Source organism: Blastocatellia bacterium, assembly GCA_025054955.1.
Taxonomy (GTDB): Bacteria; Acidobacteriota; Blastocatellia; order HR10; family J050; genus JANWZE01.
In genome coordinates, this window is sequence record JANWZE010000056.1 from 39,074 (window position 1) to 61,791 (window position 22,718).

The 22,718-nt window shown below is 56.1% G+C and carries 18 protein-coding genes; 6 read left to right on the plus strand and 12 right to left on the minus strand.

Annotated features, from left to right (window positions below):
* The first annotated feature begins 33 nt into the window (after nt 1-33).
* The 5 genes from ileS (at nt 34) to NZ823_07735 (ending at nt 7,448) form a co-directional block, all read left to right on the plus strand.
* The gene (gene ileS, locus NZ823_07715) at nt 34-2,835 is read left to right on the plus strand and encodes an isoleucine--tRNA ligase (GenBank protein MCS6805014.1); all 2,802 of its coding nucleotides are present in this window, start codon (nt 34-36) and stop codon (nt 2,833-2,835) included.
* Nucleotides 2,836-2,925: 90 nt separating this feature from the next.
* Nucleotides 2,926-3,474, plus strand: a complete 549-nt coding sequence (lspA, locus tag NZ823_07720; protein ID MCS6805015.1) for a signal peptidase II — start codon at nt 2,926-2,928, stop codon at nt 3,472-3,474.
* Nucleotides 3,475-3,480: 6 nt separating this feature from the next.
* Nucleotides 3,481-4,296, plus strand: a complete 816-nt coding sequence (locus tag NZ823_07725; protein ID MCS6805016.1) for a prolipoprotein diacylglyceryl transferase — start codon at nt 3,481-3,483, stop codon at nt 4,294-4,296.
* 71 nt (nt 4,297-4,367) lie between these two features.
* Nucleotides 4,368-5,414 carry a Holliday junction branch migration DNA helicase RuvB gene (gene ruvB / locus NZ823_07730; GenBank protein MCS6805017.1) on the plus strand — a complete coding sequence of 349 codons (1,047 nt, stop codon included), beginning with the start codon at nt 4,368-4,370 and terminating at the stop codon, nt 5,412-5,414.
* Nucleotides 5,415-5,471: 57 nt separating this feature from the next.
* Entirely contained in the window at nt 5,472-7,448 is a 1,977-nt protein-coding gene (locus NZ823_07735; protein ID MCS6805018.1) for an ATP-binding protein, read from the plus strand.
* Nucleotides 7,449-7,815: 367 nt separating this feature from the next.
* Here the strand turns inward: NZ823_07735 and NZ823_07740 are convergent, their stop codons facing one another.
* The 4 genes from NZ823_07740 to NZ823_07755 form a co-directional block, all read right to left on the minus strand.
* Nucleotides 7,816-9,336: a vanadium-dependent haloperoxidase gene (locus NZ823_07740; GenBank protein MCS6805019.1), complete on the minus strand. Its 1,521-nt coding sequence runs from the start codon at nt 9,334-9,336 to the stop codon at nt 7,816-7,818.
* 205 nt (nt 9,337-9,541) lie between these two features.
* Nucleotides 9,542-12,430, minus strand: coding sequence for a CHAT domain-containing protein (locus NZ823_07745; GenBank protein ID MCS6805020.1), 2,889 nt, complete (start codon nt 12,428-12,430; stop codon nt 9,542-9,544).
* An 80-nt stretch (nt 12,431-12,510) separates the two neighbouring features.
* Nucleotides 12,511-13,116, minus strand: coding sequence for a carboxypeptidase regulatory-like domain-containing protein (locus NZ823_07750; protein ID MCS6805021.1), 606 nt, complete (start codon nt 13,114-13,116; stop codon nt 12,511-12,513).
* A gap of 130 nt (nt 13,117-13,246) precedes the next feature.
* Nucleotides 13,247-13,828 (minus strand): sigma-70 family RNA polymerase sigma factor, encoded by a 582-nt coding sequence (locus NZ823_07755; protein ID MCS6805022.1) that lies wholly within the window; start codon nt 13,826-13,828, stop codon nt 13,247-13,249.
* A 600-nt stretch (nt 13,829-14,428) separates the two neighbouring features.
* Here NZ823_07755 and NZ823_07760 point away from each other — a divergent pair.
* Entirely contained in the window at nt 14,429-16,054 is a 1,626-nt protein-coding gene (locus NZ823_07760) for a S8 family serine peptidase (protein ID MCS6805023.1), read from the plus strand.
* 533 nt (nt 16,055-16,587) lie between these two features.
* On the opposite strand, the gene NZ823_07765 is transcribed toward NZ823_07760, so the two are convergent.
* From NZ823_07765 to NZ823_07800, 8 genes are all read right to left on the minus strand, one after another.
* The gene (locus NZ823_07765) at nt 16,588-17,652 is read right to left on the minus strand and encodes a CapA family protein (GenBank protein MCS6805024.1); all 1,065 of its coding nucleotides are present in this window, start codon (nt 17,650-17,652) and stop codon (nt 16,588-16,590) included.
* A gap of 7 nt (nt 17,653-17,659) precedes the next feature.
* A complete protein-coding gene (gene pepE / locus NZ823_07770) occupies nt 17,660-18,382 on the minus strand; it encodes a dipeptidase PepE (GenBank protein ID MCS6805025.1) in 723 nt (240 codons plus the stop codon).
* A gap of 240 nt (nt 18,383-18,622) precedes the next feature.
* Nucleotides 18,623-19,159, minus strand: a complete 537-nt coding sequence (locus tag NZ823_07775) for a nuclear transport factor 2 family protein (GenBank protein ID MCS6805026.1) — start codon at nt 19,157-19,159, stop codon at nt 18,623-18,625.
* A gap of 18 nt (nt 19,160-19,177) precedes the next feature.
* Entirely contained in the window at nt 19,178-19,651 is a 474-nt protein-coding gene (locus tag NZ823_07780; protein ID MCS6805027.1) for a cupin domain-containing protein, read from the minus strand.
* Between the two features lie 15 nt (nt 19,652-19,666).
* Entirely contained in the window at nt 19,667-20,470 is an 804-nt protein-coding gene (locus NZ823_07785; GenBank protein MCS6805028.1) for an enoyl-CoA hydratase/isomerase family protein, read from the minus strand.
* 24 nt (nt 20,471-20,494) lie between these two features.
* Nucleotides 20,495-21,142, minus strand: coding sequence for a lysoplasmalogenase (locus NZ823_07790; GenBank protein ID MCS6805029.1), 648 nt, complete (start codon nt 21,140-21,142; stop codon nt 20,495-20,497).
* A gap of 170 nt (nt 21,143-21,312) precedes the next feature.
* The gene (locus NZ823_07795; GenBank protein ID MCS6805030.1) at nt 21,313-21,738 is read right to left on the minus strand and encodes a hypothetical protein; all 426 of its coding nucleotides are present in this window, start codon (nt 21,736-21,738) and stop codon (nt 21,313-21,315) included.
* 304 nt (nt 21,739-22,042) lie between these two features.
* Nucleotides 22,043-22,546 (minus strand): molybdenum cofactor biosynthesis protein MoaB, encoded by a 504-nt coding sequence (locus NZ823_07800; protein ID MCS6805031.1) that lies wholly within the window; start codon nt 22,544-22,546, stop codon nt 22,043-22,045.
* Between the last annotated feature and the right edge of the window lie 172 nt (nt 22,547-22,718).

A 22,718-nucleotide genomic window follows, 5' to 3' on the forward strand; every position in this document is an offset into this window, starting at 1 on the left:
TCTTTTTGTTGCTTTGATTTGCACAGTGAGATCATGACAACCGACACACCATTAGACCTCAAACAGACGATCAATCTACCGGCCAAACTCTTGCCGATGAAAGCGAATTTAATCCACGCTGAACCGGCGCGACTCGAACGCTGGAAACAGATGGGCCTTTATCATCTGATTCTACAGTCGCGTCAGGGACGACCGTCGTTCATTTTGCATGACGGCCCGCCCTACGCCAATGGCAATATCCATATTGGCCATGCGCTGAATAAAATTTTGAAAGACTTCATCGTCAAGTCACGCAGCATGATGGGCTACTGGGCGCCGTTTGTGCCCGGCTGGGATTGTCATGGGCTGCCGATTGAGATTCAAGTTGATAAAAAGCTTGGCGCCAAAAAGCACGATATGCCGGCCACGGTGATTCGCCGCGAAGCGCGCGCGCATGCCGAGCGCTTTATCAAAGCGCAGTCTGACGACTTTCAGCGACTGGGCGTGCTCGGTGAATTTGAGAATCCCTATGTGACCATGGATTTTCAATATCAAGCCGACATTGTACGCGCCTTTGGCAAATTCGTCGAAGACGGCAGCGTCTATAAAGGCGCGCGCGCCGTCCATTGGTGCATACACTGTCAAACGGCGCTGGCCGAAGCGGAGATTGAATACAATGAGCGCGAAAGCCCTTCCATCTATGTGAAGTTTCCGCTGGCTGTTGACCCGGCGGTGATTGATCCGGCGTTGCAAGGCAAAACGGTGTCAGTCCTCATCTGGACGACGACGCCATGGACGCTGCCGGCCAATTTAGGCATTACCTTCCATCGGGACTATGAATATGTTGGCGTGGAGGTAGGCAACGAAGTTTACATCGTGGCCGCCGGTTTGCTTGAGGCTGTCGCAGCGGCTGTTGGTTGGTCGCAGCCGCGCGTGGTGGCGCGATTCAAAGGCGAGAAGTTGGATCGCTTGAAAGCCCGACACCCGTTCATTGAGCGGGAATCACTGTTCATGCTCGGCGATCATGTGACGTTGGATACCGGCACGGGCGCCGTTCATACAGCGCCGGGGCATGGCTACGACGACTATATGATCGGCCAACGCTACGGACTGGACGTCTACTCGCCGGTTGACGCGCAAGGCCGATTTACCGATGACGTCGAGCATTTTGCCGGTCAGCAGGTCTTCAAGGCGAACGCTCGAATCAATGAGCTGATGCGAGAGCGTGGCGTGTTGCTGGCCGAGCACACGATCACGCACTCGTATCCGCACTGTTGGCGTTGTCATCATCCGGTGATCTTTCGCGCGACGCCACAGTGGTTCATTTCGATGGATGCGACGAATTTGCGCCAGCGCGCCCTTAGGGCGATTGAAACCGTGCAGTGGTATCCAGCGTGGGGCCGCGAGCGCATGTACAACGTTGTCGCGCAGCGGCCCGATTGGTGCATCTCACGGCAACGGCTGTGGGGCGTGCCGATCGTGGCGTTTTATTGTGAGCAATGCTCGTATGTCTTGCTCGCGCCGGAGATCATCGAGCACGTTGCCCGCATTTTCGAGCAGCGCGGCGCCGACGCCTGGTATGAAGACGACGCGCAAAGCCTGCTGCCGCCGGCAACGCGCTGCCCACAGTGCCATGCCCAGCAGTTTCGCAAAGAAACGGACATTCTGGACGTGTGGCTCGATTCCGGGGCCAGCTCGCTGGCGGTCCTGGAGCGGCGCGGCCTGCCATGGCCAGCAGACGTTTACATCGAAGGCGGCGATCAATTTCGCGCATGGTTTAATTCGTCGCTAACGGTGGCCTTGCCAGCCAAGAATGCAGCACCGTTCCGCGCTGTCATCGCGCATGGCTGGACGGTTGATGCCGCTGGCGAAAAGATGTCCAAGTCCAAAGGCAACGTCGTGGAGCCGCAGGACGTGATCAAAAAGAGCGGCGCCGAGATTCTTCGCCTCTGGGTTGCCTCGTCGGATTATCACGAAGAAGTCCGCATCTCCGCTGAAATTCTGACTCGACTGGTGGAAGCCTATCGCAAGATTCGCAATACGGCCTGCTATCTGGTCAACAATCTGTTTGATTTTCATCCAGCGCAGGACAGCGTGCCGCCGGCTGAGATGTTTGAAATAGACCGCTGGATACTGGCCGAGTGTCAGCAGGTCACTGAGACTGTGTTGAAAGCGTATGAAGACTACGAGTTCCACGTTGTCTTTCAAACGCTCTACCGATTCTGCACGGTCGAACTTTCGGCCATCTACTTTGATATTCTCAAAGACCGCCTCTACACATTTGCGCCGAAGTCTGTGGGCCGGCGCAGCGCGCAAACGGCGCTGTATGAGCTTCTGAGTACCTTGACGCGGCTGATGGCGCCCATCCTGGCGTTTACTTCAGACGAGATTTGGGAAGTCTTTCTTGGCCAATTCAGCGACACGCCGGCGTCGGTTCATCTGGCGGAATTCCCGCGTCCGGTGGCCGCCTATCAAGATGCTGACTTACTCTCGCGATGGCAGCGCATCATGGAGATTCGCAGCGATGTGCTCAAGGCGTTGGAACTGAAGCGGGCAGCCAAAGAGATTGGTTCAGGCTTGGAAGCCAAGGTTATCCTCTCGGCCAGCGGGGAGACCTACGATTTTTTGAGCCACTATCTGGATCAACTACCGGCGGTGTTCATTGTCTCTCAGGTCGAATTGCGCCGCTCTGATCAAGCCTCGTTGAGCATTGAGGCGCAACGGGCGGATGGCCAAAAATGCGAACGATGCTGGAACTACTCCACATTCGTCGGACAACATGAGCGGTACCCGACATTATGTCATCGTTGTTTGCCCACGGTGCTGGAGCTGGAATCGCTTGCGCGCCGCTCGTAAGAGTGCCATCGTTGTGGAGCACCACTGCTCTTGTGTTACCTGATGGTTTTCATCTTGACGGATCGGCAGTAAACAAGTCACAGTGTTGATATGCAGTCACACGCCCAACATATCATCAGAGAGCGGGTCGGTTATTTGGTCGTGGCGTTGCTCATTTTCCTGGTTGATCAATGGACGAAATACCTCGCCACGCACTATCTGGATACAGGGCTGACCTATGGCGCCAGCCGCGCGGTCATTGACGGATTTTTTCACCTGACGTATGTGGAGAATGCAGGCATTGCCTGGGGCTTATTTGCCGATGCTGGGCGCGGCGGAAAATTTGTGCTCGGCTTGATCTCCGTCATCGCGGCGATTGGCATCATAGTGTACGCTGTGCGAACACCGGTTTCAGAACGCTGGACTCACTGGGGCCTGACGCTCATATTGGGCGGCGTATTAGGCAACTTGACAGATCGCGTGATCAACGGCGCGGTGGTTGATTTTCTCGATTTCACCATCGGCTCCTACCGCTGGCCAACGTTTAATCTGGCCGACATGGCCATTAGCATTGGCGCATTCATTCTAATTGTTGATGCGCTGCGCTCGCCCAGAGAGAGTCCACCGACAGAGCCGGTGTCACTTTCATCTGATCAATGAGGCATTATGTATCCAGAGCTATGGCGCATTCCGTTCATTGATTTTCCGATTTACTCCTATGGTGTCCTGCTGGCATTGGGCATCTGGCTGGGCATCTGGTTGGCTTCGCGGTTGGCCGCAGCAGACGGTCTTGAGCCGCAGAAGGTCATCGGCTTCGCATTACGCGTTGTCATCGCCTCACTGGTGGGGGCCAAGCTGCTCCTCATCATCACCGAGTGGCGCTCATTGAACAGTCTGCGCGAGGTCTTTTCACTCGATCTGCTGCGTGCCGGAGGCGTCTACTATGGCGGATTTCTCGCTGGCTTGGCGACGGCAGTCATTCTGATTTGGGTCTATCGGTGGCCTGGTTGGAAAGTGGCTGATGCGTTTGCTCCCAGTCTGGCCATTGGCCAGTCGCTTGGGCGTTTGGGTTGCTTCGCGGCGGGTTGCTGCTGGGGCAAGCCAACGTCTTCGTGGGTGGGCGTAACATTTCCCATGATCGGACACGAGTACACCGGCGTGCCGGCAGGCATTGCTTTGCACCCAACGCAATTGTACGAAGCAGGCGCCACACTCGGAATTTTCTTGTTCTTGATGTGGCTGCGCCGGCGGCGTGCGTTTCCCGGTCAGGTGGTGCTGGTCTACATTCTGCTTTACGCGGCGGCGCGGTTTATCATTGAATTTTATCGCGACGATTGGCGCGGCTGGGTTGGCCCCTTGTCAACCTCACAATTCATCGCTGTCTGTTTGGCTGTGGGGTCGTCGCTGTTGTTGTGGCTCGCGTGGCGCAAGCGTGCTGGAGAACCGATGCGGCTGCAAACCTCGGACTCATCGGCACACTGAAGCATCAGCACGCTGAAGCATCGGCGCGCTGAAGACCGACATGCCGATCACCAGAAGACAGAGCGTTCTGTATGGATGAGCGGGCATCCCGACAACTCTTAAGCGGTGGTCCAACAGAGGAAGATCGTCGGTTCGATCAGGCGCTGCGACCGAAATACCTGGACGAATTCATCGGGCAGCGCAAGGTTGTCGAAAACCTCGCCGTCTACATTCAAGCGGCACGGGCGCGCGGTGAAGCGCTCGATCATGTCATCCTGCACGGACCGCCGGGCATCGGCAAAACGACGCTCGCATACTTAATTGCCAACGAGCTGGGCGTCGAGATCAAGGCTACCTCAGGGCCGGTGATCGAACGATCGGGTGACATGGCGGCGTTGCTGACCAACCTGGGCGAACGTGAAGTCCTGTTTGTGGACGAAATCCATCGCCTCAATCCGACTATCGAAGAGTTTCTCTATCCGGCGATGGAAGAGTACAAACTCGACTTCATCATCGGCCAGGGACCGGCGGCTCGCTCGATCAAACTCGAGTTGCCGCCATTCACGTTGATTGGAGCCACCACGCGCAAGGGCCTGCTGACGGCCCCGTTGCGCGGACGGTTCGGCATTGACCTCCACCTGGACTTTTACCAACCCGACGAGCTGCAGACGATTGTGCTCAGATCGGCCAAGATTCTGCACATCGAGATCGAACCAAGCGGAGCGTTGGAAATCGCTCGTCGCGCCCGCGGCACGCCCCGCATTGCCAATCGCCTCTTGCGCCGAGTGCGCGACTTTGCTCAGGTGCAAGGCGATGGGCGGATCAGCCGCCAGATCGCCGATTATGCCCTCAATCGTATGGAAGTGGATAAATTCGGCCTCGATGAAATTGATCGCAAAATCCTACTGACGATCATCGAGAAATTCGGCGGCGGCCCGGTCGGCCTGGGCACGATCTCGGCAGCCATCAATGAAGAGAAAGATGCGATTGAAGAGATCTATGAGCCATATCTGATCCAGATCGGATTTTTGAATCGCACGCCGCGTGGTCGCGTGGCAACGCAGGCCGCCTACCAGCATTTGGGCTACGACGTGCTGGGACGGCCCACGGCGGATCAAGGCGGACTGTTTGATGCGTGAGCCGGTCCGCGACCGCCATCTTCATCTGCTTGTTCGGATCAAACGAGGCGCGGCCCTATGGAAAAAGTCCTCATTGTAGACCGTTTCCCCATCGAGGCGCGGATGGCGGCCACGCTGCTTAGTAAAGCCGGCTTTGCAACAGCGTTGGTCAGCCCCGGTCAAGACGTGGTGCAAGCGGCTGAGGAGCAACGACCCGATGTGATTCTTTTGAGCGTCGCGCTAGCGCCCGAGGACGGCTACCGAGTCTGTCAACAACTCAAGACGAATCGCGCCACGCGCTCAGCCACGGTCGTTCTTTACACCGTTCGTGGTGAGCCGTTGGATTTCTTTCGCGGCCTCGAAGTTGGCGCCGACGATTTCCTGCTCACGCCTGTAACCAATCAGGAGACACCCGCTCGCCTCAAAGAAATTCTGGCCGATCGGCACATGACATTTCCGGGCTTCTCCGAGCCGTTGGACCTCGTTCTAACGCAGATTGCCTCTACTACCGGGCCGCTTCCCAGGCGCATTGAGCGCATGTTGCAGGCGTTCACTCAGCATGCCCGCAAGGGCATCAATATCATGTTGAGCGACTATCTTGGCGACATCTTGGTCAATCAGGCGATTGAGCAAACAAATTCCCGCTATCCGTTTTTTGGCAAGCTGATGCACGCTTTCGCCTCAGGCGCCTCGGTTGACTCATCATTGTCGGACGCCGTGTCAGTCAATGAAGCAACACAGGCGTTCCGAACGTTTGTTCATGCTCTCTACCGACTGGTCGCAATCATCACCCGCACACGTCCCAACCGCGTGCAAGAAATGCGCGTCATCGGCCGGGCCTTTGACCAGATGCTGACCGAGCTGCAAGCGCAGAGCGAGGAATACCAACGGGCTGCCGAGCGAACTTCGGAGAAACCACCTACCAAGGAGAAACCGCCTGCCAAGGGTGAGCCAGCCACACCTTTGCCCGCTGCGGGTTCGCCGTCAGCCCAGTCCACGCACGCACCGGCGCTCACACTGGACTGTGTCATGGATGCGCGCGGCCACCTGATCCTCTTTCATGAGGGACTCGCCCGGATGTTAGGGTATGGCCGGGACGAATTGATCGGGCAGCCGCTGGTTGCTTTGCTGGCAGGCGATGGGCAGCACACACTCGACAAAATACTCAGCTCACTGATGACCGAGGGCGTCGCGCGAACCTATCTTCACTTGAAGACCAAAGACGGCGCTTCGATTTATGCTGAAGCCCAGTTCACCGCTGCCTACGATGCCAACGGACAACTGGTCAAGGCTCATGGCGCCCTGCGCATCCTCTCTGTCTCGCTGGTCATTCAGGAACAAGTCGCTGAGAATGAATATCTGCGACGAACGCTCAATGAGCTGCGCGAGCAGTTCACCCTATTGTCATCGCTGCTAGCGCGCGATTTGAATCAACCGCTGGGCGAAATTCTCTCGCTCTGCGATACGCTCGTAACGGAGCATGCCGGCCAATTGAACGAGCTGGCCCAAGCACGCCTTCACAAGATGCAACAGATGCTTTTGACGGCCAAGCAACTGACGCAAGGACTCACTGATTACGTGCAGGTGAGCGCCACACCGAGCAGCAACACTCAAGTCAATTTGGATCAGCTCATCGAAGAAGTGCGCGCCGCGCTCTCATTGACCTTGATTCAACGGCGGGCAGTCTTTCGTGTTATTGGCGAGCTCCCCACAGTTGTCTGTGATCGAGAGCGCATCAGGTGGTTGTTCACTGAACTGGCAACCAATGCCTTAAAATTTAACAAAGCCATCTCGCCAACCGTTGAAATCGGCGTGCAGACGGATGACCCGGCCACCTACACGTTTTATGTGAAAGACAACGGCATCGGCATTGACGTCCGCTTGCATGAGTCTATTTTCGAACCGTTGTATCGGGCGCCTCAAGCTCAAGACTATGGCGGAATCGGCATGGGATTGGCTACCTGCCAGCGCATTGTGCAATCGCACGGTGGCCGTCTCTGGGTCGAATCAAAGCTCGGCGACGGCGCCACGTTCTTCTTTACACTGCCGCGCTAGTTGTCGTCGCAATCAGACGACGCCTTGGCAAAGAGACCAATCCGGTCAGTTCACCAGCTTCCCGGAGGAATGGTCACAGAGGCCGCAGGTAGAGGGCAGAGATGGAGAGGTTCTCGATGGTCTCTGCGACCTCGATAGTTTCCATTTTCATTGTGGCGTGTACTGGCACATGAGCAGTTCCTCGGAAACTGACAAATGAACTGCTGGCGACATCACCGGCCAAACAGCAACGAACGTGACAGCGCAGCCAACCGTGACGCAAAAGGCGCAGACACGAGAACATCGTATAGGCTCACCATTGCAGCGATGCTCAGCGCTGCGCCTTTTGTGTCACGTCGAGGCGTTTTTCCAGCTTCACGCCACTGCCTCACCGCCTAGGCAAAAACACGTGATCGAACACATAATCAGCTACGCGCCGACCTTGAAGGATGCCTTCGGTGATGTCGAAGTCCCAGTGAATGCCGAGGTAGATACGGCTCCGCCCGTTTTCTAACTCCGCCTCAGACAATGACGTGTAAGAGCGCGGGCGCAACGGACGGATGTTCCCGTTATTGTCTCGGGTAATTCCGTTGAACTCGTCCGATACGAAGGTGAAGCTGATATTGTCGGTTCCATAAAATCGGCGCAGGGTTTGGAACAACGCGCCGCCAAAGCCGGCATGCCCGGATGGATAGGCGGGGAAAGGCGGCGTGAAGTTTGGACCAACCAAGTTGCTGGCCGGCGCGCCCAATGGCATGAAATTCGGATCGCCGACAGTATCTGGATTGCCATCACCTAGGCCCGTCGGGCCAGTTCCCGGATCCGCTTCGCGAATGCCTGTGACAGGACGCCAATAGTCGTAGTAGTACTTGGACTCCCAGATGGCAATGGCGGCATCGGCCATCGCCACGTTAACCAATGCCAACAGTCGCGCTAATTCGACAACATCGCCATCCGTTCCCATCTCCTTTGCAACAGCCATCGCCACTTGATTGTACAAGCGTGGAGGTGCGCAAAGGCTCGGCGTTCCGTCGTAAGCCCAGTAGATACCGATGAATGTTTGCTCCTCGGTTCGTTCAGTTGGCGTGGTAATGCCGTCGCCGCCGAGTCGTTTCACTTCGTCATAGGCTCGTGCGTATTCCGGGCTGCTGAGAGATGGTGGAACTGGGCAGCGGAACTGCTCGGCCGAGGTCATGACAAACGGTTTCACTTCGGCCCAGCGCGCGCCCAGAGCTATGGGAATTCGGCTAATCGGGTCTTGGCGCCAGCGGCCTGGCTGATCGCTGGTGAAGTAAGTCACGCCGATGATCGGCTCTTCGTGCTGCGCGCCATCATTGGCTCTGCGCGCGAGGATGGCGGCTGCCGCGTGGCGGCCTTGGTCAATGCCGTTGGCCTTCGCTTGGCCGTCAGGCATCTGGGCAAGGTCCTGGAGCAACAACTGCCCGCATTTGACCCGCTGCGATGGGAAGAGCGCCACCAATGTGTCATGCGCTGCTTGTGCGATGGCAGCTTCCATCAAGGTGTCTGCCTCCGCGCGCGGCAAACCAATGTAGCTTTCATAGCGACCAGCAATGGCATTGACCGCTTCAAAGATGGCAATATGAACGATGGCCATGGCGCGGCTGGCGCGTCCAGGCCCGAAGTTCTCGCCAAACACCCGGTCTTCACCAGGCGCCACAGGCGTATGATCCAATCCGCTGGCGTCAATGGCGATCTGATTCCAACGTTGAAGCATGTCAGTGCTAGACCTGACCGCACCATCAGGAAACGTCCCGCTGCGCGGCTCGTAAGGCGCACCCCAGGCACGATGGAAACGATCGTGAGAAAATGAACTACCCCCAGCGAGGGTCGTCATGCTCACAATGAGAATAAACACAATGTACGTGTAACGTGTTCTGCTCAACACCATTTGATCTCCTCCTTATCGAGACTAAGAGGCACAAACCGTGCAGAACGTGAGGTCGTCTTCAGTCACTTCCCTCCTTAATGCCTCAGGCTCCCACAGCTATGCACTCGTAAGCGGCTCTCTGTCAGGGCGACCTAGTTTTTTAGATGCCGGCCTCCTCCTCCAAAAAGCCGGCGCAATTATAGAGAGATGAGCTAAGCTGGTCAAATCACGGACGGCCGATCAACACAAATGGAGCCCAATAATAGGGATGTGGATAGGCGCGGCGAACGGCCAGTTGAGCTTGTCGCAAGGCGCTGCGGGCTGACTCGCCTTGGCGCAGATATGAATAGAACGCGCCCATCAATTCCGCCGTCGAGCGATCATTGACGGCCCACAAACTGACGATCACAGACGGCGCGCCGGCGTACATAAACCCACGCATCAGCCCAACGAGCTCATCGCCGGCAAACACGCGATTCACACCGGTCTGACAGGCGCTCAATGTCACCAGCTCGGCTTGCAGTCGCAGGTGAAAGATGTCGTAAAAATTCAGCCAGGAATCGGCCAATTTCAACGCCGAGAACAATGGATTATCTCGACGAAAGATGGCATGCGAGGCCAGGTGCAAGAACCGGCAATGTTCAGCTTGCCGCTTGAACTCTGCCAGACTGGCTTGCTCACCCACGAGCGCCTGCGCGCCAGGGATGAGCGACCGGATGCGCTCGACCTCATCAGCGATATGAGGCAAATTCGTATCAGGAACGCCGACAATCAGCGCAGGCATAGCATGATCGTGTGTCTGCTGAGGTCGCTGCCGGCACAGTGAGAACGTGTGGGCGCTGGGCGCATAGGAAATTTCGTAGCGCTCCAGTAGATATCCCTGTTCGTCCACCAGCGCATGAAACGGGACGTAGTGCAACAGACCATGCGGCACAATGATCCATCGTGGCCTGTCCAGCGCCCAGGCCACGGGTTCAACCAACGTTTCATACAGCGCCTGCAGATGCTCTTGACTGAATTGAAGCAGGGCTGCTTCGTGTCGCCGGGTATAGTCCGTGTGCAATAGTGGCTTGTGCAATTGAAAACGAAGCGCGCGCAGCAGCCTCAGAACCTGCGAGACCGAGCCGGTTGGCTGCGCGGCGCACAATCCAGATGAGTTGACAACAAACGCATGAATCTGATCGTCAATGATGAAGTACTCCAGTAGCGCCTCATCCTCAGACAGATGGCGCGCGAGCCTGTCGCTGCTTATCGAAGCGACGATGTGCAATGAGACGTATTCCGGGTCCTGGGCTTGCAGGTGGCGTAACAAACGGGCTAATTCGGCTTCGCTGTCGCTGATCTTTTGACGAAGCTGGCGTGTCAGTTCAACAGAGCGCGCGCCGGGCGTTGTTTCATGTTCGTGCAGCTTGTTGTAATACCAATCGAGCTGCTCCCGCAGTGTATTCCACGCTTGGGTTGTCTGCTGATCCGGCTGCGCCTGACTCTTCATCTGCAAGGCGCCGGCCAGCAGGTCAACCAGAGCACGCGATTTGGCGGCTTCGACCACCCGGAAGGCTTCCTGCTGCTTGGCCGGCGACCCATCCCGCAAACAGAGTCCCACCAGGTCCTCGTAGACTTTGAGTTTATCTTTGACAAACGAGGACTTGAATTCGTCAATGTGGATCGTGCTGCGCATCTGTTCGATTTGACTCAGCGCCTGCTGATAACTTTCATAGGCATGCGCTGTGTCACCCAGTCGCTCTCGCACATTCCCTTTGAGGTGAAACCACTGATATTTGAGCCAGGGCGCAGCCAATGGTTCCAATCGGGCCCACGCTTGTTCGCAAAGGCTGTTGGCCGTTGTCAGGTCACCGGTGAGCAGATAGATTTTTGCTAACTGAAGCTCGGCTGCGGCAACACGATAATCAAGCTGCTGCGAGTGAAAGACCTCGTGCGCGGCCTGACACAACGCGATGGCCTTCTCCCACTGCTGTTGCCGCATCGCGATGTCACTACCATAGAGATCGCAGAGCGCCTGATAGACTTCGTTTCCCTCGCGCACGAACAGCGCACGCGCCTCCTTCAGCAAGGCCGCCGACTGCTCAAATGCGCCCAGATGCAGAGCGGCGAGGCTCTGATACATTCTTGCCTTAGCTAACTCATAGCCCATCTGCAATTGAGCAAACTGGCCCGCGGCCAACTCGGCGGCTTCACGCGCGTCATCAAACGCATTCAGTTGCAGGTAGACTTCCGCCAGATCAAGCCGACAAATCGCGGCCTGCGTGATGTCGCCATGTTGACGAGCTTCGGCTTCGATCCACTGAAATTGCTTCAGCGCATGATCGAACCGGCCTCGCAGAAAATAGAGCCAGGCGATGTTATGCTCGACTTGAATCGCCCACAGGTGCAATCCCAAGGCTCGGTAGATGTGTTGCGCCTGCTGGTACAACTGCAATGAATTTTCAAACTCGCCCAGATGAGCATAGACCACCGCCAAATTGGTTTGCGCGGCTGCGAGGCTTTGCCGGTCGCCAAGCTGCTGGAACACATCGGCAGCGCGTTGGTAATAGAGGAGCGCCGTGTGATACTGGGCTAGGCGTTCGTAGATGCTACCCACGTTGGTGTCCAATTGCGCCAGCAACAGCGACTGATGATATTGCTCAAGAACCTGACGCGCCTGCTGGGCTACCTGCAAGGCCTCTTGATAACGTCCCAGATACATCAACACGGGCAGCTTAGCTCGTTCGAGGCGCGCGGCTTCGACCGGCTGACCCTCAGCTTGATAGGCTTGCTCAGCTTTGTTGTAAAACTCCAATGCGCGGGCGTATTGTCCCGAACAATCCAACGCCATCGCTAGGGCATGATACCCCAGCGCGAGACTCTGTCGGTCACCGATAAGACTAGCGGCTTTGTGAGCTAAGTCAGCCAGTCGCAGCGCCCGATCAATATCCACGCGAATCTCATGAACAACCCTTTCCTTGAGCAACTCGACGAACGCACGCGGAATATGACGACGGTGGTGATGAAGAAACGCGATTGCCACATCGTGAGAAGAGAAACTCAGCAGTTGATTCAGTAGCTCGGTGGCTCGTTCAACCTCTTCTTGCGAAGCTCCAGAGCGGACCTCGTTCATGATGGATCGCTCGTCATCGGTCGGTGGTGGCTGCTCAGTCGTGGTCCTCGTGCCTCCTCAGTTGGATGCTCATGGTGATGTCACGCTTCAAGCCGGACATCCATCTGCTCGACCCACACCTGTACGTCGCCGGTATGAATGTTCAGATCATAGGCTCCGGCAGCAAGCTGGTCGAAGGTAAATTCGCCAATAGAGTTGGTGGTGGTTGAGGCCACCGTTTCTCCGGCTTGCAGCAGATTCACCAGGATGCCAGCAACGTCGCGCGGCGCGCCCTGCTGATGAAGAACCTGCCCGGTCAGATGGATCGTGTCGGGCGCATCGCCCGGCTCCAACGACACATCCACATCCCAGACGCCGGCGCGATACAGAAGTTGTCGCATCGTTGGCTCGGTGTCGCGCGTAGCGACCAGCGCAGGCTGAGCCAAGCTGTCAAAGACCAGCATCGCTGTGATACGTTGCCAGACCGTTGGCTGCGGTTGCGGCCCGTGCGCGGCAAACAGTTGAACGGCTCGGTGCAGCACCCATCGTGGCGGTTCGACGGTCTCATCCTGGGCAGTCACCTGTAGAATCTTTTGAATCCACTGCCAATTCTCCTGGCATCGCGCGCAGCGCCCCAGATGCTCTTGAAGCTCGGCGACACTGGCCTGCTCCAGTCGGTGTTGCGCCATGTCAACTAATTTGTCCATCTCAATACATCTCATAGCAGCTTTCTTGCTGGCCGGATACTACCATCAGCATCCTCCAACCCTAAGAGTGAGCGGCCGCGACAAAAAGATACACCTTTTTGTGCCCGCGCCAATAAAAAAATCGAAACGGCTATGAAAATCCCGCTTTTTTCAGAATTCGTTTCAGTTTCTCCAAGCAGCGCCCCCGTGTCGGGCCGATGCTGGAGGGCGGCATATTGAGCTGCTTAGCAATCTGCTCATAAGGCCACTCATCCTTCTGGTAAAACAGATAATTCAACAAGAGCCGACAGCGCTCATCCAATTGCTCAATGCTTCGTCGAATTAAGACCTGTTCTTCAAGCTGCTGAATGACTTCTTCTGGCAGCGGCTCATCGGCCACCAGCTCAAGCGGGCTTTCAGCTTGATCGTCCAGCGAGACAGCATCAGCCAGTTGCTGTTGCCGTCGCTTGATTTTCCAACACTCGCGCGTGGTCGTTGTAATCAGCCAGGCGCCCAGCTTGGCTTCATTGCGCAAATTATTCAATCCTTGCAACAGCGCGACACAGACCGATTGAAACACATCGGCCATATCTTCGGGCGAGAGGTTATACTTGTGTGGAATTGAATAGATAAGCCGCTGATACCGGCACAGCAGCGCTTCCCACGCTTGTGAATCACCTCGCAAACAGGCTGCAATCAGCTCCTCGTCTGTTGCTCTCGTATAATCCGTCATGCTCCACGATCAATCCTGGACACGCCCTGAGAGATCATAAGGCTCAGCAAACCGTTCACAAGACCGGTCTGCTCATCCTTCTCTCTTTTGCGGTCCCTGCCAAGCTACGGTGTCCGTGGCAAGCCATTTGATACAAAGGGCTCTACCCGCTTCGTCTCTGTCCCAAACGGCCTAGTAGTGTTTCACGTTTTCCACCATCCTGCAAGCAGTTTCTGTGGGCGCTTGAGCCCTGCCGCCGGAAAAATTTCCGGCTCAGTGGTTTGTGCCTTGCAGTCTGCCCGCCTCCATCTGTTTGATGGATTAAGGTGAGTGCCTCCAATAACACATTCACCTGTGCGCCTGTTCAAAAGAACCCGTCACGGTTAATCCTCCAGCACCAAAACTCCCCATATCCGGCATTAACTGGCGGCATGCTCGCCCATTGGTGCTCAAAAATTTCTGCTGCCTGATGTATTTTCTGGTGCTGACAAGCCTCTCTTGTAATGGATGAAAATGTCAAAAGGCAGGTGCATGCAAAACGCGGTCTGCCGCTCATGGAGCGGGCGGCCAAGCTTACTTGACTCACGGTTTGATCAAATGATAGTTTCACGGGGTTGAATAATGATGAAGCCGACGGGGAGTTCTCATTCATACCGACGAGCGCTGCTATTCAGCGTTGGCCTCTTTGTTTGTTTGGTTCTGCTGCCGGCGTTGCGATTGTCCCAAATTCCTTATACTCAACGAATCGGCGCTTTATTGTCATCGCTTGGTCAATTTTTCCAGACAACGGCAAGCATCAATTACGGCGCCAATGACGATAACGGCAACGATAACGACAACGATAATGACAACGATAACGATAATGACAATGACAACGACAACGATAACGATAATGACAACGACAACGATAATAACAACGACAATGGCAATGATAACGGCAACGATAATGGCAATGGTAACGGCAACGATAATGGCAATGGTAACGGTAACGGCAATGGCAATGGCAATTCAAATGGGAACGACAACAACAATAACAACGATAATGGCAATGGTAACGGCAATGACAATGACAATGGTAATGACAATGAGCAGCCGGTTGTCGAAAATGAGATCGTCGTCGAGCTGGCGCAGGGCACGAGATTGAGAGATATTCTGGAGCGATATGATCTGAGTTTCATTGAGCGATTGGGCCGCACGAACATCTATCGTTTAGGCTACAAACCCGAACGGAATTTGACTGAGCTCCTGGCGGCGTTAAACCGCGATCCGCAAATCAAGCAAGCAGAAGCCCACTATCTTGTTGTTGATCCGCGAACAATCGTGTTTATTGATCCACGGACGATTGTGTTCATTGACGGGCAATCACCGAGCGAGTATTTCAACCAGTGGGCTATCACGCGCATTCAGGCTGACGCGGCGCATGCTTTGAGTCAAGGTCAAGGTGTGACGGTCGCCGTGATAGATACGGGTATTGATGCGACGCATCCGGTCTTTGATCGAGGCAGGCGGATTGCCCCTGGTGGTTACGATTTTGTGGAGGAGGACGCCGATCCGCAGGAATCATGTCCGAATCCGTCGTTGACGCCGGGGTGTGGTCATGGCACGTTCGTCGCCGGATTGATCGCAGCCGTCGCGCCACAGGCGCAAGTATTGCCGATTCGGGCATTCGACCAGAATGGCGCAGGCACGGCTTTCAACATCGCCAAGGCGATTGAACTGGCGGCTTCGAATAATCGCGTCTCCATCATCAATATGAGTTTTGGGCTGAGAACGCGCTCGTTCGCCATTGACTACGCCCTGAGAAATGCCTATAGCCGTGGCAAGCTCCTGATCGCTTCGGCCGGCAATCAAGGGAGAGCCAGCGGGCAATATCCGGCCACCGAAAATGAGATCGTGATGGCTGTAGCAGCGACTGACAGCCGCGATGTCAAAGCTCCGTTCTCCAACTTCGGCGCGTATGTGGACGTTGCTGCTCCCGGCGTGGACATTTACGGACCGTATCCCGACAATCGGTTTGGAAGCTGGAGTGGCACGTCGTTTGCCACGCCGCTGGTCGCTGCTGAAGCTGCTCTGCTCTATGCCACACAGCCAGCATCTACTCGCCGCACAGCTCAGGCGCGACAGCAGGTCATCCAGGCCATCTACCAATCAGCCGAGAACATTGATGCTCACAATCCCGCAATTGCTGGTCAGCTCGGTCATGGACGAATCAACGTGTTGCGCGCGGTTAATGCGCTTCGTCAGTGACGCGCTGACCACCGTTACAGAACTTCCCCTACCGTGAAAATAACCATTTTCATATCCCTTGAGAATGTAGTACAGGCGTTCCCGCCTGTGCTCTATTTTATGCTTCGTGGCGTGCGCCGAGCTCTTGGGTGATTCCTGACCTTATCTTGGAGTGCGCCGGCAGAGCGAAGCGGCGACGGCGCTTTCCCCTCAGAAAAAGTGGCACAGGCGTTCCCGCCTGTGCTTTATTTTCATGCTCCGTGGCGAGCGTGGAGCTCTTGGGTGATTCCTGACTTTATCTTGGAGTGCGCCGGCAGAGCGAAGCGGCGACGGCGCTTTCCCCTCAGAAAAAGTGGCACAGGCGTTCCCGCCCGTGTTTTTCATCGTTTCTGCGCGTCGTCCCGGACGACATGAACAACTCCTGTGAAAATCGCCCACGAAACACACGAAGCTCACGAACGAATTGTCTTTTCATCCTTCGTGGCGTGCTGTTGCATAGGAGCGATTCCGCAGTTGATATAACTGGCAAACCGCTCTAATTCACGGTGCGCTGATCATCGGCGTCTTGGAGGAGCTAGCGTTCCATCATCGCTGAGTTCGACGGCATTGTCGCCGAAATCTTGCTGCGACAAGCGTTGAAGAATCGGGATGATCGTGTTGGCTGGATCCAGGCGCGGACCGCCGGGCTTCTCTTGCTTAATCGGAATAACCTTTCCGCCCAGAAACGTACCATCCGCGGCGAGTCGTACCTGCAAAATCAACGATAAGCCCAGCGGCCCTGCCAGATTGAACGCTCTGTAGGTGGCGAAGTTGCCAAGCGAATAAGCAATGAGCCGACCTTTGTATACTTCCATGCCGCGCACCACGTGCGGCCCATGACCAAGCAGCAAATCGGCGCCAGCATCAATCACAGTCCGCGCAAAGGCACGCAAGTTACCTCGGTTTTCGCCGAAAAACATTTCAGTGCCATGAGGGACCCGCTGACGCGTAGCGCCTTCAGCGCCGCCGTGGAATGAAACGATGACGATGTCGGCATTGGCCGCCGACGCAGCAACAACCTGCCGCGCTGCGCTCAGATCATTCAAATTGTATGACGTTCGATTGGTAGCAAAGGCGATGAGTTCGATCTTTTTGCCTTTGACGGTGAGACGAGCAATATCGCCGACTTCACCCGAATGCGCGATGCCGAGACTCTCCAGCACGCGTTTGGTGCTCTCGCGTCCAGCGACGCCGAAATCCATCACGTGATTATTCGCCAGGCTCATCACGTCAAAGCCAGCCTCCTTCAGATACCGTCCGTAGCGCGTCGGCGTGCGAAAGGCGAAACAATTCCTCGCTGAGGGAGGACACTTGGTGGTTGTGCCGCCGTCAATCAGTGGCCCTTCCAGATTGCCGAACGTCAGATCAGCCGCGCGCAGAATCGGCGCTACCTCGGCCAGCAACGTCGCGCCGTCATCAGGGGGCAGCCAGCCAGCGTCGGGAAACGTCGTGCCAAGCATGATGTCGCCGACCGCCGCGATGGTGATCTCTTCAGCAGGCCGATGAGCGGGAAATGAACCCGCGGTTAATAAAATCATGACCATGACAGCCAACCAATTTCGAAGCAACGACGCGTTCATCCCGGTTTCATCCTCCTTGTTCAAGAAATGATAGAGAAAGCCCCGGCGGATAATCCGTGGGCTCCTGCCCGCTCAGAAAAACTCTGGCCGATTTTTCACCCCATAATTCCACCTGTGCGCCTTCAATCCTGAGCGCGCTGCCTTCCCTGAGCCCGACAACGTATGTGCCGGGATTGAGCAGCACGAACTCGGTAAGGCGCTCGGCTCGTGTCTCGCCACTGTGTTGCGGTATGACGGCGTCTGTGTAATGAGGATTGATCTGGAATGAGATGAGACCCAGCGCACGGAAGCTCGGCGGCTCAACGATTGGCATATCGTTAGTTGTCTTGATGGTCGGACAGGCCACATTTGCTCCGGCGCTCCATCCAATGTACGGCACGCCATCGTCAACGCGTTGGCGAATCACATCAAGCAAATTCGTATCGTAGAGTCGCTTGAGCAACTGAAACGTATTGCCACCGGCAACCACGATGGCTTCGGCGTGATTCACTGCATCAACTGCATCATCCGCTTCATGCACGGAGGTGAGTGTGTATCCCATCGCCTGGAAGCGCGCGCCCACCATACTGGCAAATTCATCGAACGACATGCGCACGACAGCAAATGGGATGAGCAGCACTGTTTGGACCGACTCGCCGAGAAAATCCCGGATCAGGTTCTCAGCATGTTCTAAATAGCCCTGCCCGTAATTCCTGGAATTGCTCAGGAGCAGTAATTGTCTTTGTCGCATCCCTCTCTCTCCATCCTCTCGATCTGACTCGATGTAGTCAAGGCCGCGCCATCGCTTCAATCAATCAGGCGTCGTACTTGTTCTGGTCATCACGAGCAACCTGATAACTCGTCAACCCACCTGAGCGTAGCGAGGGCGTCGGCGTCATAACTTGTTGTTGCCATCACAAGCAGCCTGACAACGGACAGGCAGCCAGTCGTGGCGCTGAGTTGCCTTCAACCAAGAGCGCGAACATATGACTCACCGCTCGTTGATCTCGGTTGATTGCCAGGCAATCAGCAACCATTGGTTATTGCGTTTGACGTAGACTTCTGTGAAGCGAACCCGAAAATCGAGCGGTTGACCCTGTCGCCGAACTTTCATCCTGGCTTGGCCGGTCACGACAGCCGTCTGGCCATACAGCCGAATCTGGATGTCATCAGCTTCGATGGAATCATATCTGATCGCGCCGGCCTGCAATGAGTGCAACAGGTCAGCTTTTGTATCAACGATGCCGCTGGAGTGCGTGTAGGTGAGGTCGTCATCGAGCAACCGCTCGAGTAACTTCACCTGGCCGCGCATCATCGCCTCGAACCGGCGGATTTGCGCCATGCGAACGGCTTCTTCGGCAGCGCTCATCTTGAGGCGTTTCTCCTCGAGCGTTTGCGCGGGCATGGGCGCCGACCACTCAGACACCATCAGCGCAGTGCCACCCGGGCATTTCTCCTCGAGCGTTTGCGCGGGCATGGGCGCTGGCCCCGTCAGGATCAATAGCAGGATGACAAGATGTTTTGTCATCGGTCTACCGTCTGCAGCTTACCACCCGTTAACTTGCACAGGCTCCTGATCGTACTGACGGAGCAATTCTGCAAGGGCGACGGGGTCTGGTTTCTGCCCATCTTTCATCAATTGCGCCAGTCCCTCGAAGTATTTTTCGCGCTGTCCGGCTGGACAAAACATGATGAGCAATCGGGCACGCTGCGTGCCCCGATTGGCAAACGTATGAGGCATGCCACGCGGCACGAGCACGAATCCACCTGGCGAACACTTCACCACCTGTTCTCCCACAAGAATGTCAACGTCGCCTTCCAACACATAGAACAATTCTTCGCGCTCACGATGGATGTGCGGCGCTGGGCCGAATCCGCCCGGTTCCTGGATGAATTCAAACAGGCTCAAATGCTCGTGCGTATCCGCGCCGGTCGCTTTGACGATGACCTGGCTTGTGCCAAGCAGAATACGATTGCCCGCGCCGGGCTCCAAAACAACTTCCTTCATGGGCAGTGTCATGTGGTCGTCTCCTGGTCACGGCAAATAGGGCTGGGCATCAGTGCTCTCAACGAATTTACGCAGGCCTGCTTCAACGGCTGGCTTGGTCAGTAGCTCGCAAAAGATTTCGATTTCTTCACGCAATTGGTCGTAAGGAACCGGCTTGATGAATTGTTTCGCTCTGATCCGGGTGGCGCGGTCGAATTTCTTGATCTGCGCGGCTGTGGAGCGAGCCAGCGAGAGCGCCTGTCCGTCGTTGGCCATCTGGCTGACCAGCCCGATGGTCTGCGCCTTCGTTGCATTGAAGCTGCGGCCCGTCAACAATAAATCCCGCACCACCGCGTTGCCCAGATCGCGCTTCAATCGAGGAATCCCACCAAAGCCGGGAATCAAACCCAGCCGCAGCTCGGGAAAGCAAAACCGCGCCATCTTCTCAGCGATAATCATGTCACACGTGAGCGCCAGCTCGAAGCCGCCGCCAAAAACGACGCCATGAACGGCGGCAATCGTCACCAGCGGCGATGTGTCAATTGCATTCATCACCCGATGAATGCGCTCAAGGAAATCACGCACGCCAGCCAGACGCTCGTCCTCGGTCAACTCGTACGAGCGATGATACAACTCCCGCAAATCGGCGCCGGCGCAGAATCCGGCCGGCAGCCTGCTGTAGATAATCAGCGCGTCCGCCTGGTCGGACATGCTGGCCAACGCTTCGACGAACTGTTCCAACTCGCGCAGAGTAGCCGAGCCGATCTCGTTGCACGGCGGACGATGCAACGCTAACTCGACAACGCCGTCGGTCAGCTCCCAGGAAAGCGTCTCCCCGTTGAAGTTCATCATAAGCTGTCTCACGCAGGCACAAGCTTATCCCGCTCCGACGGAGAGCGCAATGAGCCACTGTGCCAGGTAGTACGTGCTGAGGTTCACCGCGCGCGAAGGCCGATAGGCGCGACGGAACCGACTCCAAGCCAGGATTGCATCCGAGAGGATAAATAAAACGGCTCCCAGTAGCGCCAGCCAGGCGCCCGGCGGCTTCAGTTGAATCCATCGCGCCAACGCTTGCCCGGCCATCGTCATGATCACCAGCACGTAGGCAAGCACAGGCCATTTCATCTTGCCCAAATGCGGCCAGAGCAAGGAGAGCAGGAGAACGCCGACCACCATAAACAGCGTGACTGCGCTGAGCGACGAGGCGAACTGAACGCCCGGCGAGAACGCAACGATGTAGCAGAGATGCGCGACCAGAAAACTTGCCACGCCGGCGACAAAACGATCCGAAGGTAACATCAAACAAATGTCTCCGATCGTCGAAAAAACCAGGCCCAAACAAATGGCCTGTTGATAAAACCGACTGACCGGCTGTTGTATTCGCGCTGCCATGAGCAGGATGAGCAGCGTCGTCAGCGGCTTGAAGATATAGATGTGATACCGCGGCCCGACGTATTCGGCTCGAATCGTCAGCGTCGCTGTCGCCAGCGCCAACACGAAAATAAGAATTTGCCAATCGGCCAACACTGCCTCCGCGATTCTGTCGGCTGGCGACCGCCCGCGTGATACGTCAGTCTTCCAGCGATGTGTCCAACGGCAACCTGAACAGCAACGGCCTCATTCTTCGTTGCAGAATACGTCGTCAGTCTTCCAGTGTTATATCCAACTGCAACTGACTCCTGACTCCGACTACGTTAGTCTTCCAGCGTTATATCCAACTGCAGCCCTTCGCCTGAACGCTGCGAATGCTCTTTGTAATGCACGACGCGATGCTCTGGAAGGTTCACCAGCTCGGAGGCGTTGTCCTGTCGGTCAGGAAACAATCGAATGTTCACGACCTCCTTCGATGTGGCCAGTTTGTGAGCGTCTTCTGCTGACACATAACCCACGAGCATCACAGTTCCATCAAGTAATTTGTGCACTTCATAACTTTGCGTAATGGGCCGACGGAACAACGGCGCATCGCGGCGTCCGAGCGTCGTGGTGAAGCCATAGACGCCATCAGGCAAACGAGGCAGGTCATAGCCTTCTTCCTCGAGCGTGATGAGCCGCACTTGATGTTTGGCCCGGAGCGCATCGCGTTCCGGATCGTCAGCAAGGTTGCGATCGTGTTGATTCATAGCCTTGTTGATCTCCTCAAGATCATTGTTAATGATGCGTTGTGCTCCGCTCATGGAGGCGATCAATCTACATCTACGATTGCCCAAGATCAAGTCACCGACGCCGAGCGGATGCGCCATTAGAGTGGTTTGCGAATCTTCTAACCCTGGGAGAGCATGCACCGGCGTGCATCAGGCGGCAAGCTGCGAGGCCTCCAGGCTACAAGCAATTGAAAATCGCTGTAACGACGTTCGGTGTCACCGCCGAACGAGCGCGGAGACAATAGACATGAGACGTCACTGAGCACTTGGCAACAGGGCAACCTCAACGATGGACTTCCCGTACCATGTGCGCCAGTTCGGGCAAGATCAGTTTTTCCATTGCCAGCCGCGCCGCTGCCGGCGAGCCGGGAATCGAAATCACGATTCTTCCCTGGTATGTGCCGGCGACAGCGCGCGACAGCATCGCTGCCGCGCCAATCTCCTGATAGCTCAAGAAGCGAAACAGCTCGCCAAAGCCCGGCAGCCGTTTTTCCAGGAGGCTGTCCAGCGCGTCGAAGGTCGAATCACGTCGTGAGATGCCCGTGCCACCGTTGAAAATAACCGCCTGACATTGATCATCGGCCACCAGTGAAGTCAGCACGGCACGCAATTGCTCAGGCTCGTCCTTGATGATCTGATAGCTGGTGATGATATGCCCATGAGCGATGAGTTGTTGTTGGATCAGGTGACCACTGGTGTCTGTCTCCGGCGTGCGTGAATCGCTGACCGTGACGACAGCGCAGCCAACCGGTCCGCGCGCTTGACGTTTGTGTTCGATGTGACTCATGGCCGCATGATTGTAGCTGATTCGGAACGTGAGTGAAACTGACGTCGAACGCTCGCTGAGGCTGTGCTCGTCACCTTGCAGACACTGAGAACGCCTCCGTATAATCGCCGCCTATGGTTCAAACCGTTGAGGCTGCCAAGGCTAAAGCTGTAAGCCTGCGGTCACGCGTCTC

Coding starts and splice junctions, on each gene's coding strand:
- NZ823_07750 (MCS6805021.1), bottom strand. CDS start 13,116: ATGGACAAATTAGTTGACATGGCGCAACACCGACTGGAGCAGGCCAGT.
- NZ823_07740 (MCS6805019.1), bottom strand. CDS start 9,336: ATGGTGTTGAGCAGAACACGTTACACGTACATTGTGTTTATTCTCATT.
- NZ823_07745 (MCS6805020.1), bottom strand. CDS start 12,430: ATGAACGAGGTCCGCTCTGGAGCTTCGCAAGAAGAGGTTGAACGAGCC.
- pepE (MCS6805025.1), bottom strand. CDS start 18,382: ATGCGACAAAGACAATTACTGCTCCTGAGCAATTCCAGGAATTACGGG.
- NZ823_07780 (MCS6805027.1), bottom strand. CDS start 19,651: ATGACACTGCCCATGAAGGAAGTTGTTTTGGAGCCCGGCGCGGGCAAT.
- NZ823_07775 (MCS6805026.1), bottom strand. CDS start 19,159: ATGACAAAACATCTTGTCATCCTGCTATTGATCCTGACGGGGCCAGCG.
- NZ823_07755 (MCS6805022.1), bottom strand. CDS start 13,828: ATGACGGATTATACGAGAGCAACAGACGAGGAGCTGATTGCAGCCTGT.
- lspA (MCS6805015.1), top strand. CDS start 2,926: ATGCAGTCACACGCCCAACATATCATCAGAGAGCGGGTCGGTTATTTG.
- ileS (MCS6805014.1), top strand. CDS start 34: ATGACAACCGACACACCATTAGACCTCAAACAGACGATCAATCTACCG.
- NZ823_07800 (MCS6805031.1), bottom strand. CDS start 22,546: ATGAGTCACATCGAACACAAACGTCAAGCGCGCGGACCGGTTGGCTGC.
- NZ823_07735 (MCS6805018.1), top strand. CDS start 5,472: ATGGAAAAAGTCCTCATTGTAGACCGTTTCCCCATCGAGGCGCGGATG.
- NZ823_07760 (MCS6805023.1), top strand. CDS start 14,429: ATGATGAAGCCGACGGGGAGTTCTCATTCATACCGACGAGCGCTGCTA.
- NZ823_07765 (MCS6805024.1), bottom strand. CDS start 17,652: ATGAACGCGTCGTTGCTTCGAAATTGGTTGGCTGTCATGGTCATGATT.
- NZ823_07785 (MCS6805028.1), bottom strand. CDS start 20,470: ATGATGAACTTCAACGGGGAGACGCTTTCCTGGGAGCTGACCGACGGC.
- ruvB (MCS6805017.1), top strand. CDS start 4,368: ATGGATGAGCGGGCATCCCGACAACTCTTAAGCGGTGGTCCAACAGAG.
- NZ823_07795 (MCS6805030.1), bottom strand. CDS start 21,738: ATGAATCAACACGATCGCAACCTTGCTGACGATCCGGAACGCGATGCG.
- NZ823_07725 (MCS6805016.1), top strand. CDS start 3,481: ATGTATCCAGAGCTATGGCGCATTCCGTTCATTGATTTTCCGATTTAC.